The sequence below is a fragment of the Paramagnetospirillum sp. genome, assembly GCF_058402745.1.
This window is the reverse complement of the sequence record NZ_JBZVFI010000015.1, coordinates 119,309-136,343: the sequence shown is the minus strand read 5'-3', so window position 1 is coordinate 136,343 and position 17,035 is coordinate 119,309. Positions and strand designations below refer to the sequence as shown.

General features: G+C 67.6%; 10 protein-coding genes and 3 tRNA genes. 9 read left to right on the top strand and 4 right to left on the bottom strand.

The window, feature by feature from the left end; translation table 11 throughout:
* Positions 1 to 35: 35 nt before the first annotated feature.
* The 8 genes from ACV4UZ_RS12630 to ACV4UZ_RS12595 all read left to right on the top strand — a co-directional run bounded on the left by ACV4UZ_RS12630 (position 36) and on the right by ACV4UZ_RS12595 (position 9,697).
* Positions 36 to 120: transfer RNA gene (locus ACV4UZ_RS12630), tRNA-Leu, on the top strand.
* 84 nt (positions 121 to 204) lie between these two features.
* The gene (gene tig / locus ACV4UZ_RS12625; protein WP_491601169.1) at positions 205 to 1,593 is read left to right on the top strand and encodes a trigger factor; all 1,389 of its coding nucleotides are present in this window, start codon (positions 205 to 207) and stop codon (positions 1,591 to 1,593) included.
* A gap of 110 nt (positions 1,594 to 1,703) precedes the next feature.
* Entirely contained in the window at positions 1,704 to 2,345 is a 642-nt protein-coding gene (gene clpP / locus ACV4UZ_RS12620) for an ATP-dependent Clp endopeptidase proteolytic subunit ClpP (RefSeq protein ID WP_491601168.1), read from the top strand.
* 159 nt (positions 2,346 to 2,504) lie between these two features.
* Complete coding sequence (gene clpX, locus ACV4UZ_RS12615; RefSeq protein ID WP_491601167.1) at positions 2,505 to 3,770, top strand: ATP-dependent Clp protease ATP-binding subunit ClpX; 1,266 nt, start codon at positions 2,505 to 2,507, stop codon at positions 3,768 to 3,770.
* 251 nt (positions 3,771 to 4,021) lie between these two features.
* On the top strand, positions 4,022 to 6,433 hold the full coding sequence (lon, locus tag ACV4UZ_RS12610) for an endopeptidase La (RefSeq protein WP_491601166.1): 2,412 nt from the start codon (positions 4,022 to 4,024) through the stop codon (positions 6,431 to 6,433).
* A gap of 225 nt (positions 6,434 to 6,658) precedes the next feature.
* The gene (locus ACV4UZ_RS12605) at positions 6,659 to 6,931 is read left to right on the top strand and encodes an HU family DNA-binding protein (protein ID WP_008617506.1); all 273 of its coding nucleotides are present in this window, start codon (positions 6,659 to 6,661) and stop codon (positions 6,929 to 6,931) included.
* A 100-nt stretch (positions 6,932 to 7,031) separates the two neighbouring features.
* Positions 7,032 to 7,107, top strand: a tRNA-Val gene (locus ACV4UZ_RS12600).
* A 475-nt stretch (positions 7,108 to 7,582) separates the two neighbouring features.
* The gene (locus ACV4UZ_RS12595; protein WP_491601165.1) at positions 7,583 to 9,697 is read left to right on the top strand and encodes a tetratricopeptide repeat protein; all 2,115 of its coding nucleotides are present in this window, start codon (positions 7,583 to 7,585) and stop codon (positions 9,695 to 9,697) included.
* Between the two features lie 3 nt (positions 9,698 to 9,700).
* Here ACV4UZ_RS12595 and ACV4UZ_RS12590 read toward each other — a convergent pair.
* Positions 9,701 to 9,776 (bottom strand) — tRNA-Lys (locus ACV4UZ_RS12590).
* Positions 9,777 to 9,949: 173 nt separating this feature from the next.
* On the opposite strand from ACV4UZ_RS12590, the gene ACV4UZ_RS12585 reads away from it, so the two are divergent.
* The gene (locus tag ACV4UZ_RS12585) at positions 9,950 to 11,308 is read left to right on the top strand and encodes a TrpB-like pyridoxal phosphate-dependent enzyme (RefSeq protein ID WP_491601164.1); all 1,359 of its coding nucleotides are present in this window, start codon (positions 9,950 to 9,952) and stop codon (positions 11,306 to 11,308) included.
* A 48-nt stretch (positions 11,309 to 11,356) separates the two neighbouring features.
* On the opposite strand, the gene ACV4UZ_RS12580 is transcribed toward ACV4UZ_RS12585, so the two are convergent.
* The 3 genes from ACV4UZ_RS12580 to ACV4UZ_RS12570 are packed head-to-tail and all read right to left on the bottom strand — an operon-like array spanning position 11,357 to position 16,982.
* Positions 11,357 to 13,999, bottom strand: coding sequence for an AsmA family protein (locus ACV4UZ_RS12580; protein WP_491601163.1), 2,643 nt, complete (start codon positions 13,997 to 13,999; stop codon positions 11,357 to 11,359).
* An 8-nt stretch (positions 14,000 to 14,007) separates the two neighbouring features.
* On the bottom strand, positions 14,008 to 15,417 hold the full coding sequence (locus tag ACV4UZ_RS12575) for a hypothetical protein (RefSeq protein WP_491601162.1): 1,410 nt from the start codon (positions 15,415 to 15,417) through the stop codon (positions 14,008 to 14,010).
* Positions 15,414 to 16,982, bottom strand: a complete 1,569-nt coding sequence (locus ACV4UZ_RS12570) for a hypothetical protein (RefSeq protein ID WP_491601161.1) — start codon at positions 16,980 to 16,982, stop codon at positions 15,414 to 15,416. Before ACV4UZ_RS12570 ends, ACV4UZ_RS12575 begins: the two co-directional genes overlap by 4 nt.
* Between the last annotated feature and the right edge of the window lie 53 nt (positions 16,983 to 17,035).

The following is a 17,035-nucleotide window of genomic DNA, read 5'->3' as shown; positions in this document are numbered from 1 at the left end:
GTTGCGCGCGCGGGGCAGCCGGCGTGTTTGGCCGTGCGGGCGTGGTGGAATTGGTAGACACACTGGATTTAGGTTCCAGCGGCGCAAGCCATGGGGGTTCAAGTCCCTTCGCCCGCACCAGCCACCGTCGCCGCCGCCGCTTGAAGCAGGCCGACCGGCGGGAGCAGCGATTTCAACTCACTCGATTCGATTGGCGATAGACTGATGCAGGTAACCGAGATCAATGCCGAAGGCCTGAAGCGCGAATTCAAGGTCGTCGTTCCCGCCCAGCAGCTGGAAACCCGGATGCAGGACAAGCTGGCGGAGATCGCCCGCAACGTGGCCATGCCGGGCTTCCGCCCCGGCAAGGTGCCGATGAACATCGTGCGCAAGAAGTACGGCGGCGCGGTGATGGGCGAGATTCTGGAGAACGCCGTCAACGACGGCGCCGGCAAGGCCATCGCCGACGGCAGCCTGCGTCCCGCCATGCAGCCCAAGATCGAGATCACCAAGTACGAGGAAGGCTCGGACCTGGAGTTCACCGTGGCGGTGGAAGTGCTGCCCGAGATCAAGACCATGGATTTCGGCACCATCAACCTGGTGCGCGACAAGGCCGTGGTGCCGGATGCCGAGGTGGACGACGCCCTGGCCAAGATCGCCGAGCGCAACGAGACCTCCGAGCCGGTCAAGCGCGCGTCCAAGTCCGGCGACGTGGTGGTCATCGACTTCGTGGGCAAGGTGGACGGCGTGGCCTTCCCCGGCGGCACCGCCGAGGGCTATTCCCTGAAGCTGGGCTCCAACACCTTCATTCCCGGCTTCGAGGACCAGCTGATCGGCAAGAAGGCCGAGAGCGACGTCGAGGTCAACGTGACCTTCCCCGAGGGCTACGGCAACGAATCCCTGGCCGGCAAGCCCGCTTTGTTCGAGGTCAAGATCAAGGAAGTGCGCGCCCCCAAGGCCGCCACCGTGGATGACGAGCTGGCCAAGTCGGTGGGCCTGGAAAGCCTCGACGCCCTCAAGACCGCCATCAAGGACGAGATCGCCCGCGAACTGGACGGCGTGTCGCGCATCAAGCTGAAGCGCGCCCTGCTGGACGCCCTGTCGGCCGGCCACGACTTCCCGGTTCCCCCGGGCATGCTCGACGCCGAGTTCGAGGCCATCTGGAAGCAGGTGGAGGCCGACAAGGAAGCCGGCCGCGCCGATCCCGCCGACGCCGCCAAGTCCGAGGACGAGCTGAAGGCCGAGTATCGCACCCTGGCCGAGCGCCGCGTGCGCCTGGGCCTGCTGCTGGCCGAGGTCGGCCGGGTCAACGAGATCAACGTGACCCAGGAAGACCTCAACCGCGGCATCATGATGGAAGCCCGCCGTTACCCCGGCCAGGAGCATCTGGTGCTGCAGTACTACCAGAAGAACGCCGAAGCCCTGGAATCGCTGCGTGCTCCCCTCTACGAGGAGAAGGTGGTCGATTTCATCCTGGAGCTGGCCAAGATCACCGACAAGGAAGTGTCGGTGGACGACCTGCGCAAGGATCCCGACGAGGCCGGTTCCGAGGGCGAGGCCGCCCCGGCCAAGCCGAAGAAGAAGGCCGCCGCCAAGAAGAAGGCGGCCGAGTAGGTCCTAGACTCGATGTGCAAAGCCCGCGACATTCACCATATGTAATGTCGCGGGCGGCCAATCTCCTCGGCGTCCGCCCCCGCCGTTGCCAAATCCACAAAGGACGGAACATGCGCGAAAGAGACCCGATCGACCTCTACATGAACACCCTGGTTCCCATGGTGGTCGAGCAGACCAACCGGGGCGAGCGGTCCTACGACATCTATTCGCGCCTCCTGAAGGAGCGGATCATCTTCCTGACCGGACAGGTGTACGACGAGGTCGCCAGCCTGATCTGCGCCCAGCTCCTGTTCCTGGAATCCGAGAATCCCAGCAAGGACATCGCCTTCTACATCAACTCGCCGGGCGGCGTGGTGACGTCGGGCCTGGCCATCTACGACACCATGCAGTACATCCGCCCCGCCGTCTCCACCGTGTGCATCGGCCAGGCGGCGTCCATGGGCTCGCTGCTGATGACCGCCGGCGAGAAGGGCAAGCGCTTCTCGCTGCCCAATTCCCGCATCATGGTCCACCAGCCGTCGGGCGGCGCCCAGGGCCAGGCCACCGACATCGAGATCCAGGCGCGCGAGATCCTTGCGCTCAGGGCCCGGCTCAACAACATCTATGTGGAGCACACCGGCCAGCCGCTGGAAGTGATCGAGAAGGTGATGGAGCGCGACAAGTTCATGACCGCCGAGGAGGCCAAGGAATTCGGCCTGATCGACGAGGTGGTGAACAAGCGTCCCGCCGCCGAGGGCGACAGCGCGTCCTGAACTTATCCACGCGACAGCGGCCGGGCCGGTTCCTGACGGGGACCCGCCCGGCCGTTTGCTTATGCGCTCATGACAGAATTGTCGTTGTCTGGCGTGGCGGGCTGTGTCTAACATGACTTCGCGGGTGCGATGCGGCCGTTTTGATCCAATGGAGTTTCGATGACCAAGTCCTCTAGCGGCGATTCCAAGAACACCCTCTACTGCTCGTTCTGCGGCAAGAGCCAGCACGAGGTGAGGAAGCTCATCGCCGGGCCGACCGTGTTCATCTGCGATGAATGCGTCGAGCTGTGCATGGACATCATCCGCGAAGAGCACAAGACCCACATGGTCCGCTCGCGCGATGGCGTGCCGACCCCCAAGGACATCTGTGCCGTGCTCGATGACTACGTCATCGGCCAGGGCCATGCCAAGAAGGTGCTGTCGGTCGCCGTCCACAACCACTACAAGCGCCTTCAGCACGGCGGCAAGAACAACGAAGTCGAGCTGGCCAAGTCCAACATCCTGCTGATCGGCCCCACCGGCTGCGGCAAGACCCTGCTGGCCCAGACGCTGGCCCGCATCCTCGACGTGCCCTTCACCATGGCCGACGCAACCACCCTGACCGAAGCCGGTTACGTGGGCGAGGACGTGGAGAACATCATCCTCAAGCTGCTGCAGGCCGCCGAGTACAATGTGGAACGGGCCCAGCGCGGCATCGTCTACATCGACGAGGTGGACAAGATCAGCCGCAAGTCCGACAACCCCTCCATCACCCGCGACGTGTCGGGCGAGGGGGTGCAGCAGGCCCTGCTGAAGATCATGGAAGGCACCGTCGCCTCGGTGCCGCCCCAGGGCGGGCGCAAGCATCCCCAGCAGGAATTCCTGCAGGTGGACACCACCAACATCCTGTTCATCTGCGGCGGCGCCTTCGCCGGTCTGGAAAAGATCATCGGCTCGCGCGGGCGGGGCACCTCCATCGGCTTCGGCGCCGACGTGCGCGGCCCGGACGAGCGGCGCACCGGCGAGATCCTGCGCGAGGTCGAGCCCGAGGATCTGCTGAAGTTCGGCCTGATCCCCGAATTCGTCGGCCGCCTGCCGGTGCTCGCCACCCTCGAGGATCTGGACGTCGACGCCCTGATCGACATCCTGTCCAAGCCCAAGAACGCCCTGGTCAAGCAGTACCAGCGCCTGTTCGAGATGGAGGACGTGCGCCTCACCTTCTCCGACGACGCGCTGAAGGCCATCGCCGAGAAGGCCATCGCGCGCAAGACCGGCGCGCGCGGCCTGCGCTCCATCATGGAATCCATCCTGCTCGACACCATGTTCGACCTGCCCGGCCTCGACGCCGTGGACGAGGTGGTGATCAACAAGGAAGTGGTCGAGGGCCGCGCCAAGCCGCTCTACATCTACGCCGAACGGCGCGAGGACACCGGCGCCAGCGCCTGAGTCCGGAACGGGTGAAAAGCGGGCGGGTTTCCCTGATCGAGGGGCCCGCCCGTTGCTTTTCATACAATTCCTAGTGTTCCGCTACGGCCTAAGGCCAAAATCTGCATTGCTCTCCCCCCCGACAAGACACTAGAATCATCGGATGTGGCTTGACGAGGGGCGGAGTCCGCCCCAGCTAGAGCCTGTTACGGTTTTAAAGTCCAAAGACGGGCCGACCCGGTCGGGTGGCCCGCCGGCGTGAACGAGGCAGCATGGTCGATATTCCTTCTGGCGACGTCTTTCCGGTCCTTCCGCTCCGGGACATCGTCGTCTTCCCCCACATGATCGTCCCGCTGTTCGTCGGCCGGGAGAAATCCGTGCGGGCCCTGGAAGACGTGATGCGGGAGGACAAGCAGATCCTGCTGGTCGCCCAGAAGAACGCCGCCCAGGACGACCCCACCACCGAGGACATCTATTCGGTGGGCACGGTGTCCACGGTGCTGCAGCTGCTCAAGCTGCCCGACGGCACGGTGAAGGTGCTGGTCGAGGGCGGCAAGCGCGCCAGGATCACCGGCTTCACCGACAACGAGAACTTCTTCCAGGCCACCGCCGAGGTGGTTGACGAGCGCGAGGGCGACCAGCAGGAGCTGGAAGCGCTGTCGCGCTCGGTGGTCAGCCAGTTCGAGCAGTACATCAAGCTGAACAAGAAGATTCCGCCCGAGGTGCTGGTCTCGGTCAACCAGATCGAGGATTCGGCCAAGCTGGCCGACACCGTGGCGTCTCATCTGGCGCTGAAGATCGCCGAGAAGCAGGAACTCCTCGAGATCGAGGTGGTCTCCGAGCGGCTGGAGCGGGTCTATTCCTACATGGAGGGCGAGATCGGCGTCCTGCAGGTGGAAAAGAAGATCCGTAACCGCGTCAAGCGGCAGATGGAGAAGACCCAGCGCGAGTACTATCTGAACGAGCAGCTGAAGGCCATTCAGAAGGAGCTGGGCGAGGGCGACGACGGCAAGGACGAGACCGCCGAGCTGGAAGAGCGCATCGCCAAGACCAAGCTGACCGTCGAGGCCCGCGAGAAGGCCCTGGCCGAGCTGAAGAAGCTCAAGTCCATGAGCCCCATGTCGGCCGAGGCCACCGTGGTGCGCAACTATCTCGACTGGCTGCTGACCATTCCGTGGAAGAAGCGCACCAAGGTCAAGAAGGACGTGGTGCTGGCCGAGAAGGTGCTCAACGCCGACCATTACGGCCTGGAGAAGGTCAAGGAGCGTATTCTCGAATACCTGGCCGTGCAGATCCGCACCGACAAGGTCCGGGGTCCGATCCTCTGCCTGGTCGGCCCGCCCGGCGTGGGCAAGACCTCGCTCGGCAAGTCCATCGCCAAGGCGACGGGGCGCAACTTCGTGCGCATGAGCCTGGGCGGCGTCCGCGACGAGGCCGAGGTGCGCGGCCACCGCCGCACCTATATCGGCTCCATGCCCGGCAAGATCGTCCAGGGCATGAAGAAGGCCAAGTCGTCCAATCCGCTGTTCCTGCTGGACGAGATCGACAAGCTGGGCGCCGACTGGCGCGGCGATCCGGCCTCGGCGCTGCTCGAGGTGCTGGACCCCGAGCAGAACGCCACCTTCAACGACCATTACCTGGAGGTGGATTACGACCTCTCCGACGTGATGTTCGTCACCACCGCCAACACCATGCGCATGCCCCAGCCCCTGCTGGACCGCATGGAGATCATCCGCCTGTCCGGCTACACCGAGGACGAGAAGGTGGAAATCTCCAAGCGCCACCTGCTGCCCAAGGTGATCAAGGCCGCCGGCCTGAAGAAGGGCGAGTGGTCCATCTCGGACGAGGCGCTGCGCCACATCGTGCGCTACTATACCCGCGAGGCCGGCGTGCGCAACATGGAGCGCGAACTGGCCAACCTGGCCCGCAAGGCGGTCAAGGAGATCGTTTCCACCCGCAAGACCAAGGTGGCCGTCACGCCGCGCAATCTGGAAAAGTATGCCGGTGTCCACCGTTACCGCTTCGGCGAGGTGGAGGAGCAGGATCTGGTCGGCGTCGTCACCGGTCTGGCCTGGACCGAGGTGGGCGGCGAATTGCTGACCATCGAGGCGGTCAGCATGCCGGGCAAGGGCACCTTCAGCCATACCGGCAAGCTGGGCGACGTCATGCAGGAATCCGTGCAGGCGGCCCGCTCCTACGTGCGCTCGCGCTCGGTCAGCCTGGGCATCAAGCCGACCGTGTTCGAGAAGCGCGACATCCACGTCCACGTCCCCGAGGGCGCCACGCCCAAGGACGGCCCCTCGGCTGGCGTCGCCATGTGCACCACCATCGTCTCGGTGCTGACCGGCATTCCGGTGCGCCGCGACGTGGCCATGACCGGCGAGATCACGCTTCGCGGCCGGGTGCTGCCCATCGGCGGGCTGAAGGAAAAGCTGCTGGCGGCGCTCAGGGGCGGCATCAAGACCGTTCTGATCCCCAAGGAGAACGAGAAGGACCTGGCCGAGATTCCCGACAACGTCAAGAAGGGCCTGGACATCATTCCGGTCTCCACCGTCGACGAGGTCCTGGCCCTGGCCCTGGTCCGCAAGCCGGTGGCCATCGAGTGGGACGAGCCCGAGGACGTGGCCGAAGCCAAGCCGGCCAAGGACGGCGAGGCGGTGGCCGGCGGACTGGTCACCCATTGAACGTAATAAGGGGATTTCCCTAGCAAAAACCGGCGTATTCCTTCGGGAATCGCCGGTTCTGCATATGTGATCTCGTGGCCTCGGGAGCGTGGACGCCAGCAAATCCGCCATTTCTCGGCGATTGCGCATTGACGCTATCCAATGGGCTGAATTAGACTGGCCCCGTCTAATGCGATAGGCGGTGTTGCCGGCTATCAATGTCGGTATAACGAAGGGGGTCCTCAGGTGAACAAGAACGATCTCGTGACGGCCGTGGCGGGTGCCGCTGGTCTGTCCAAGGCCGATGCGGCTAAGGCCGTGGACGGTGTTTTCGAAGCCATCACCTCCGCGCTGAAGGGCGGCGACGAGGTTCGTCTGGTCGGTTTCGGTACCTTCGCGGTCGCGTCGCGCGCGGCGTCCGAGGGTCGTAATCCCCGCACCGGCGAGAAGATCAAGATTCCGGCGTCCAAGCAGCCGAAGTTCAAGGCCGGCAAGGGCCTGAAGGACGGCATCCAGTAAGGATGCCCTCACGGTTCATGCTGCCGGCCGCCCCATCGGGCGGCCGGTTCTGTTTTGGGGGCTTGCCCAAACGTCGTCGGCGTCCTAGAACCTGCCTATGGGGCGGTTAGCTCAGCTGGCAGAGCATCTCGTTTACACCGAGAGGGTCGGCGGTTCGATCCCGTCACCGCCCACCAAGCCTTCAAGGCCTTGATTTCACTGTGATCCCAAGTGTGGGGGTGTACTCCGTTAGCACAGGTTCACGTCACACGTGATGATGCGTGGCCGGCGCCCCGAGGCGTGGCCCCGCCGGTTTCTGACCTCGTGAACCGCAATCGGTTCATGGGGACATCGGTCAGAGGCCGTTGAACAGCGGATTGCGGCCCCCTAATACCAAACTGCGATGAGCGTGACTCATCGCAGTTTGGATAGGCCCAAAGGGCCGCGCCGCTTATGCGGCGGGAGCCCAGCCGCCACAGGTGGCGCCCGGCGATTGAGGGCGATGCACTGATCGGTTCCGATCAGTGCATCTTGGTATAAGATGGCGCGCCGCCCGACCTCTCCGACGTTGTCGCGAGGGTTCGCCGTTCGGGCCGTCCACGTCCGGGGGCATTTGGCGGTAGAACAGTATCGACCAACGACCTTTGCTGCGAAACTTTGGTTCGAGTACGAATGGGCGTCGTGGCGAACGATTCAAATGCTGTCGAGAACGACAGCCGTCGGCTGTTCGCCGCTGCTCTCGACCATCATCAGGCGGGGCGACTGGCGGATGCGGCCTCGCTCTACCAAATTCTTCTTGCTGAGGCCCCGGACCATTCAGACGCCCTCCATCTCCATGGGGTGATCGCCTACCAGCAAGGGGACGACGAGGCTGCCGAGGAGCGAATTCGTCGCGCCATTGCCCTGCGCGGCGACAGCGCCTCCTACCATTCCAATCTCGGCAATGTCCTGCGGCGCCGAGGCCGCCTGCAGGAGGCCGCCGAGCGCTATCGGCGCGCGGTGAACCTGAAACCCGATTTCACGGATGCTCACAATAATCTGGGAACCGTGCTGTTCGATCTCGGCCATTTCAACGAAGCCCGGCTGGCTTACCAGAACGCCCTCTCCCTACAGCCCGATCATGTGGAAGCCCTGAACAATCTCGGCAGTCTACTCCGAACCATGGGGCTGATGGACGAGGCCCGCCCGCTCTATGAGAGGGCGTTGTCGCTGCGCCCCGGGCACGTTGGAGCATCGGTCGGCCTCGGCGCGATCCTGCGTGAGAACGGCGATCCGCAGACCGGAGAGAGTCACTTCCGGGCGGCACTTGCCACCGAACCCAGGCAGGCCGAGGCATTGAACGGCTTGGGGAACTGCCTCTTGGCCAAAGATCGGCTGATGGAGGCCTCGGAGCTATACCGGCAAGCGCTGGCGATTCAGCCGGACTTTTTCGAGGCCCACTGCAATCTCGGCAAGGCCTGCCAGTCCCTGGGGCAATTGGATGAAGCGGAAGTTCTCCTGCGCCGGGCATTGGCGCTGCGCCCGTCTCAGCCGGAGGCCATGGCCAGCCTGGGACTGTTCTTGTTGCAGACGGGCCGGTTTGAGGAGGGCTGGCCGCTTTACGAGGCCCGATGGCGGAACAGGGGGATGAAGGGGCATGGCCTGACCCTGCCGCCCTGGGACGGTGGAGATCTGTCCGGCCGGACCATTCTGCTTCATTGCGAGCAGGGGCTGGGCGACAACATCCAGTTCATCCGCTACGCCCCCCTGATCAAGGCCAAGGGGGCCCAGGTCATCCTGCGCACCCCGTCTGCGCTGCTGGACCTGTTTCGTGGGGCGGAGGGGATCGACTCCTTGCTGTCGAATGGCGACGCGTCGCCCGAATGCCATTGCCGGGCGGCGCTGCTCAGCCTGCCCGGTCTCCTGGGCACCACCGTGGAGACCATTCCCGGCCGCGTCCCCTATCTGCGGGCGGACCCCGCTAAAATGACCCAGTGGAGGGGACGTCTCGCCGCCATGACCGGGCCTCGCATCGGCATCGTCTGGCGCGGCAATCCGACTCATCTCAATGATCGCAACCGATCCCTCTCCGCCGAGACGTTCTCTCAGTTTCTCCCCCAGGGACATGGCGTGGTGAGCCTGCAGAAAGAGGCGACGGCGGCCGAGATCGCCGCCCTGTCGGCGGCGCGGCCGGTCCTGAATGCCGGTCCCGACTTGGCCGATTTGACCGATACGGCGGCGTTGATCGCCTGCCTCGACCTGGTGGTGTCGGTGGATACCTCCGTCTGCCATCTGGCCGGGGCGCTGGCGGTGCCGGTCTGGACCCTGCTGCCGTTCTCGCCCGACTGGCGCTGGCTGCTGGGGCGGGGAGACAGCCCGTGGTATCCGACCATGCGGCTGGTCCGCCAGCCCCGGCCAGGGGATTGGGGGACGGTCATCAAGAGGGTCGGTGAGGATCTCGCCACCTTGGTCGGAGGAGAGGTCTCCGCCGGCCGGATGTACTCCCAGGCTCTCGCCCATCATGGCGAGAACCGCCTGGACGAGGCGCAAGCCCTTCTCGACCGTCTCCTGGCGAGCCAGCCAGGCCACTCGGACGCCCTTCACCTTTCCGGCCTCATCGCCTTGCGGCGTGGCCGCATGGAGGATGCCATCGCCCTCATCCGGCGGGCAATCATCGCCAGGGGCGATGTGGCCGCCTACCATTCCAATCTCGCCGAGGCGCTGCGATCCAAAGACAGCCTTGCTGACCAATCCTGGGCCGGCCCAAAAGTCAAAGGCCCCGGAAGCGCTGGCTTCCGGGGCCCCTGAATTTGGTGGGCGCACAAGGACTCGAACCTTGGACCAGCTGATTAAGAGTCAGCTGCTCTACCAACTGAGCTATACGCCCTCAGTGTCTCCGGTTTCGGCCGCAGCCCCCGCCGGAGGGCCGCTTTATAGGTCGAACGAGGGGTCTGTGCAAGCGGAAAATTCACTTAGCAGCGCACTCTTTGCAACGGCGTTCACACAGCGTAAAACCATCCCCGCACTATCACATCCCGCAAGGGGAGAGGGAACGCCGCCATGACCGAGAGCACCAAGTACCTGCTGTCCGAAGATCGCCTGCCCAAGGCCTGGTACAACCTCAACGCCGATCTGGCCGTCCCCGCGCCGCCGCCGCTGCATCCCGGCACCGGCCAGCCCATCGGCCCCGACGATCTGGCCCCCATCTTCCCCATGGCGGTGATCGCCCAGGAGGTGACGCAGGAACGCTGGGTCGAGATTCCCGAGCCGGTGCGCGAGGTCTACCGCCTGTGGCGGCCCAGCCCGCTGATCCGCGCCCGCCGTCTGGAAAAGGCCCTGGGCACGCCCGCCAAGATCTATTTCAAGTACGAGGGCGTCAGCCCCGCCGGCAGCCACAAGCCCAACACCTCGGTGCCCCAGGCCTTCTACAACAAGCAGGAGGGCGTCAAGCGCATCGCCACCGAGACCGGCGCCGGCCAGTGGGGGTCGTCCATGGCCTTCGCCGGCTCGCTGTTCGGCCTCGACGTCGAGGTGTTCATGGTCAAGGTCTCCTACGATCAGAAGCCCTATCGCCGGGCCCTGATGGAGACCTACGGCGCCAAGTGCATCGCCAGCCCGTCCAACCTGACCCATGCCGGCCGCGCCATCCTGGAGAAGGATCCCGATTCCAACGGGTCGCTGGGCATCGCCATCTCCGAGGCGGTGGAAGTCGCCGCCTCGCGCGACGACACCAAGTACGCGCTGGGCAGCGTGCTCAACCACGTCTGTCTGCACCAGACCATCATCGGCGAGGAAGCCATCCTGCAGATGGAGATGGCCGACGATTATCCGGACGTGGTCATCGCCTGCACCGGCGGCGGCTCCAACTTCGCCGGCCTGGCCTTCCCCTATATCCGCGAGAACCTGAAGGGGGGCAAGACCCGCGTCATCGGCGTCGAGCCGGCCTCCTGCCCGACCCTGACCAAGGGCCTCTATGCCTATGATTTCGGCGATACCGGCAAGCTGACCCCGCTGGTCAAGATGCACACCCTGGGCGCCACCTTCATGCCGCCGGGCTCGCACGCCGGCGGGCTGCGCTATCACGGCATGGCCCCCATGGTCAGCCATGTGAAGGAGCAGGGCCTGATGGAGGCGCGCGCCTATCACCAGACCGAGTGCTTCGCCGCCGCCGTGCAGTTCGCCCGGTCGGAAGGCATCGTCCCCGCCCCGGAATCGTCCCACGCCGTCAAGGGCGCCATCGACGAGGCACTGCGCTGCAAGGCCGAGGGCAAGGCCGAGACCATCCTGTTCAACCTGTCGGGCCACGGCCATTTCGACATGCAGGCCTATACCGACTTCTTCTCGGGCAAGCTGAAGGACAACACCTACACCCAGGCCGATTTGGACGCCGCCCTGGCGGAACTGCCCAAGGTGGGGTGAGGATCAGGCGGGCGGGACGCCCGCGCTCCGAAAAGGGGGGCGGGCGTCCTACTCCGCCTTCTTCTTGCCGAAGGCGGAGAACAGGCCGCGCAACGCGTCGCCGGCCTTGAGCTTCCTGGGGGCGTCGGAGTTCTCTCCGGCGCCCTTGGGATTCAGGGCCTTGCCCAATCCCTTTTCCACCAGCCAGCGCTGCAGGTCGTTGACGTCCACCGCCTTGACCGGCGCGGCCAGGGGGCCTTCCAGCCGCAGCCCCAAAGCGGGGGCGTCGGGGGCGGCCAGCCGGAAGGCAATCTTCGACGAGATGGTCTCCCTGGGCAGGTCAACCGTGGCGGTCCCGGTGGCGCCGCCGCCATCGGCCACCAGGGCGAGGTCGCGGCTGGCGACGATGCCCTTCTCGGCGGTGAAGGTGCCCGACAGGCTGGAAAAGCGCGAACTTCCCCCCGACAGGCCGGCCTGGACCAGTCCCAGCAGACTGCCCAGGTTCTCGATGTTGCGCATGCGGGCATCCATGGCGGCGAGGTCGAAGCCGCTGACCTCGCCATCGGCCACCGCCACCTTGCCGTTGCCCGACAGGCTGGCGGCCAGGGCGGCGGGCGAGGTTCCGGCGGCGGCAAGCCGCATCTCGCCCCCCATGCGGCCCTTCTCCAGCCGCAATCCTCCGGCGGCGGGCCTGATCTGGGCGAGGTCGGCGCCGTTCAGGGTGGCCGACAGGGTCATGGCGTTGGCGGCCAGGCGGCCGGCGGCGGCCAATTCGCCGCCCAGCAGGCGGCCGGACAGGCGGTCGAGGTCGAGGACACCCTTGGCCAGTCCCAGATGGGCGCGGAGCTGATCGAGCTGCCAGCCTTCCAGGCTGATCGCCTTGGCCTCCAGGGTGAGGTCGGCGTCCAGCCCCTGCAGCCATCCCAGGTCGAGCGGAACGCGCGACCAGGCGGTGCCGGACGAAAGCGCGGCGGGAATGACGGGCGGGGGCGGCGGGGCGGCGTATCCGGTCCGGCGGCGCGGCTTGGCCTCCTCCTTGCCCTCGGCGGGCAGGAACGGGGCCAGCGCGATGGAATTGCCCGAGAGGGTGGCGGTCAGCCTGGGCCGGTCGTCCAGGACCAGGGTTCCCTGGCCGGTGACCGTCGCCTCGCCGGCCTTGGCCTGGACGTCGCTGAAGGCGATGCGGCCGTCCCGGCTTTCGATGCGGGCGCTGGCCGCCAGTTCGCCGTTGCCGCGCGGGCGATAGCCGGGGGAAAGGGTGCGCAGGGCCTGGGCGAAGCCGGCGGCGCGCAGGGATGCGGCTCCCTCCACCCGTCCATTGTCCCAGATTCCGTCGAAGCCGAAGGCCAGCCCCGGCAGCCCCAGTTCCGCCATGACCGGCATCGGCCACGCCAACCCGGCCCCGATCATGCCGGTGACGCGGCGCTCGTCCAGGTCGAGCGTCAGGGCGTTGAGCGACAGCCGGTTGTCGGCAAGGCGCAGCTTGCCCTCGAGCCGGGCCTTGGCGGGGGAGGGCGAGGCGCCGAGTCCCAACCACTTTCGTAGTTCGGGCAGGTTGCGGCCCTCGGCCTTCAGATTTCCGTCGAAACGGGGCCGGCCCTCGGGCGTGGTCAGGGCGCCGGTCAGCTTGACCGAACCGCCGCCGGGCAGCCGGGCCGAGGCCTGGGACAGGGTCAGGCGTCCGCCGTCGAGCAGGGCGTTGAGCTGGATGCCGGAGACCGTCCCGCCCCGCCAGATCAGGCGCCCGATGCCGAGATCGATGTTGGCCGCCAGATCCGGCGGCAACTCGAAAGGCTGCGCGGCGGCGGGAACGGGCTGGCCCGGCGGTGTCTGGCCCGGCGGTGTCTGGCCCGGCGGTGTCTGGGCCGACGGCGGCGCGGCGGGGGCGGGGGCGGGTGCCTTGGCGGGTGCCGGGCCGGCCATGGGCGGCGGGCGGCGGGCGTCCAGGTCGAAGCTGTCGGCCCTGAGCGTCACGTCCATCAGGGCGGGGCTGCCGCCCCGGCTGGCCACCACGCTGCCGGTGATGGTGGACTCGCCCAGGATCACTCCCAGGTCCGAGATCACGACCTCGTCCGGGGTCAGGCGCAGTCCGGCCTGGGCCGACAGGGGGGCGTCGGGCAGCTGGCCCGATCCGGCGGCGCGGGCCAGGGAGTCCAGCGACACCTCGACCTTGCCGTCCAGCCCGGCCTTGCCGAAGGTGCCTTCGAACCCGGCGGTTCCATCCAGCGAGGGCAGGGCCAGGGTGGCCTTCAGCGTGCCGTTCCGGCGATCTCCGCCGGCCTCCAGGGTGACGGGCCTGCCCCACAGCAGGCCGCCGCCGCCGATGGTGAAGGACTCCCCCGCCGCCGAGGCGCGAAGGGTCAGCCCGCTCAGGGGGCCGGCGCGGCCGCCCTCGACGGCCACGTCGGACAGTTCGGGCTTGCCGGCCAGCAGGGCGCCCAGCGGCAGGCCCAGGCGCACCCGGTCCAGGGCGGCGGCATCCTCCACCGCCACCGCCGCCATGGTCACGGCGGGAGACGGCAGGAGACGCAGCGTGATGGGGCCGGCGACGGTGACCTTGCGGCCGACCAGGGCGGAGGCCTCGGCCTCGATGCGCCCGCGCCAGAGCTCGCCGTCCGTCAGCAGAGGGACGGCCAGGGCGAGCGCCAGCCCGGCGGCCGCGACTGCGGCGGCGACGGTGGCGACGGGCTTGGCGACCGGCAGGCGGGACAAGGGCGGCCTCACAGGATCAGGGACAGGGCCACCATCCATACTCCGAGAAGCAGGGCGCCGACCACAACGAACCGCCGGTTCCAGGTATGCGACACCGTCCTGACCGGCACTTCCGCCACCCTTGCCACCGACATCACCGCCGCTCCCACGGGCGTGGTGCAGATGGACAGCGCCCAGGCCCCCAGCATGCCGCTGGCCAGGACCAGGGGATCGATGCCGGTGGCGGCAAGGCTGCCCAGCGCGCTGCCCAGCAAGGTGATGGTGACCAGCTGCGAGATGCCCACATGGGCGGCCACCATCACGCCCCAGGCCAGCAGCACCGCCACGGCGACGGGGGGCAGGGGGATCAGGGCGATGGCCCGCGCCGTGTCCTCGGGGGTGACGAAGGCCGCCACCACGGTGCCCAGGAACATGGCCCCGCCCAGCATGGCCACCTCGGAACGGAAGCCGGGCAGGCTGTCGCCCAGATGACGGAGGAACAGACCGGCGGTCAGCCGCAAGCGGGGCGGCATCGCTCCCGCTTGCTGGGCGTACAGCCAGATCACCGCCGCGACGGGAACCACCACCATGGCGCCCACCACCAGGCGCACCTCCAGAACTTCGGCCAGGGCGACGGCGCCGGCCACCACGGCGGCCACCAGCAGGAACAGGCCGAGAAAGGGGCGGAACTCGGTCTTGTGCCGGTGGGGGGGCAGGCGGTGGGCATGGGGGGGAAAGTCCAGGCGGTCCAGCGCCCAGCCCCAGCCCATCAGGATCAGGGCCAGGACGATCTGCAACGGGACGAGGCGCCACCACGCCAGATCGGGCACCACCTGCTGGATCACGGCGAACGACACCGCCAGGGGCGACCACACAGTCATCAGGGCGAAGCCGCGCAGGATGGCGGTCATCATGCGGCGCTTGCGGATGCCCTTGACCACCTCGTCGCCGTTGGCGGCGCTCAAGGTGTTGCCCTTGGCGACCATCATGCCCAGAAGGGCCAGCACCCCGAAATTGAGCACCAGCGAGATCAGGTGGCTGCCCAGCGACAGCGCGGCATAGCGGCGGCCGGGGCGCTGGCGCACCATCTGCTCGCCGCAGCGGCGGATCAGGGGCGAGGTCCGGGCGCTGTCCCTCAGCATGCCCAGCGTGGTGAACAGCCCGACCAGGAAGACGGCTTCGGCGAGGCCGCGCCGCAGCACCGGAACCGGCTGGGGCAGCAATGTCGCCGCGGCCAGGGCGGCCAGCAGGGCGGCGGCCAGCATGCGCCGTCCGCCGGCCGAGATGCGGGACCATTCCAGCCCCACGTAGAGCAGCAGGGCGGCCCCGGCGGTATCGCTGGCCCAAGACCAGCGGAACAGCGCCCAGCCGATGGCGCCGTTGATGACCACGATGATGGCCAGGGTGGACAGCGCCACCCTGGACGCCTTGCCGGTCACGACGGGCCGGCGGCGAAGCGCGAGCGCGGCGCGGGCAGGACCTTGGCCGGACGGGGCAGGTCCTTCATCAGGCCCGGCCCGTTCATCATGGCGAAACCGCCCAGCACGGTGCCCACCACCACCTTGCGCCGCCGGACGCCCCAGACGCAGACTCCCAGGCCCAGGGCCTCCGCCTGACGGCGAAGCTGTTGCAACGCGGCCAGCAGGTGGTCGTCGTCGGTCTTGTCGGCGTTGGGCAATTCGGCCAGATCGATGCTGACCAGCCTTACCCCGGCCAGGGCCACGCGATTCAGGGCGGGATGGCCGAGCGGTTCGCGGATCATGATCTCGCGGCACAGGGGGCGGATGGCGGTGACCGCCTCGGACAGGGCGATGGGGGCCAGATTGGCGGGCAGGCCGAACAGGTCGATGATCAGCCCCCGACTGCGCGCCGCCTCGGGAATGTCGGCGAAGGGGGCCAGCACCGACATGCGGGCCGAGGTGCCGAGCGAGCCCCAATGCAGCGGCACCACCATGCAAGCGGGGCTGCCGTCGGACAGGGCCGCCTTGATGCCGCGCACCGCCGCGCCGGCCACGAAGCGGTCGAGCCGGACGATGGACTCGCCGTCGGTGGCGGGATAGGCGCGGCTGCCCTCGTAGGCGGGCTGGCCCGGCTCGTCCACCCGCTGCGCGTTGGCGCGGTAGGCGCCGATCACCTCGCCCTCTTCCATCCAGGTGGGGCGCCAGACCAGGGACAGGGCCGCGTCGCCGGGAAGCGGCGGCGCCATGTCCAGGCCGGGAGCGACGTCTTCGGCCGGGCGTCCGGCGGCGACCGGTTGCCAATTGGGGTCGCTCTTGCTCCGGGCGGCGCCGTCCACGGGGGCGTCGCGCCAGTTGGGATCGATCCGGTTGCGTTCGGCCACGCTCATGGCCTCCCATTGCGGTCCCCTGTCGCGCCGGGGGGCGTCCTCCTCGGGAGAGGCGATGGGAGGGCGGGCAGGGACCTGCTCGGCGATCACCGCCCGGGTTTCGGTCACGGCGGCGGCCAGGGCCTCCAGGTTCAGCTCGCCGTCGTCGTCCAGGGCGTCGGCCAGGGTGATCTCGGCCGCCAGCGCCAGGGGGCGGTCGTGCCCGGCGAACTGGCTGCCCACCAGCCTTGTGCCCAGGTCCTGGGCGATGCGCACGGCACGGCGGCGCGCCTCGGGCGCGGGGGTGTTGCGGAAGACCAGGACGAACAGGTCGGGGCCCTTGCGGCCGAAGACGTTGCCGGCTCCCAGATGCAGGTTGATGACGCCCTCGGCGATCAGCATGACCTTTTCGGCGATGCGGGCCCATTTGTCGCCCACCGCCTCGTGGAACTCCACCAGCGAGATCAGGTGCAGCTTGGTCTGGTACTGGCCGTCATCCTCGGCCAGCAGCCCTTCCAGCGCCAGGGTGAAGGAATCGTCCACCAGGGAGGTCGGGGCGGTCTCCCTGGCCTTGGCGGCGGGCGCCGGCTTGCCGCCGCCGCCCATCAGCCGGCCGAGAACCGCCAGAGGGCGGGCCAGCGCCGTCTTCAGGCCACCCTTGTTCCGCTTCTCAGCCATCACCACCCCATCTCGTCCCCAGGCCGGCAAGAGTAGGAGGGCGCCAGTCCCTG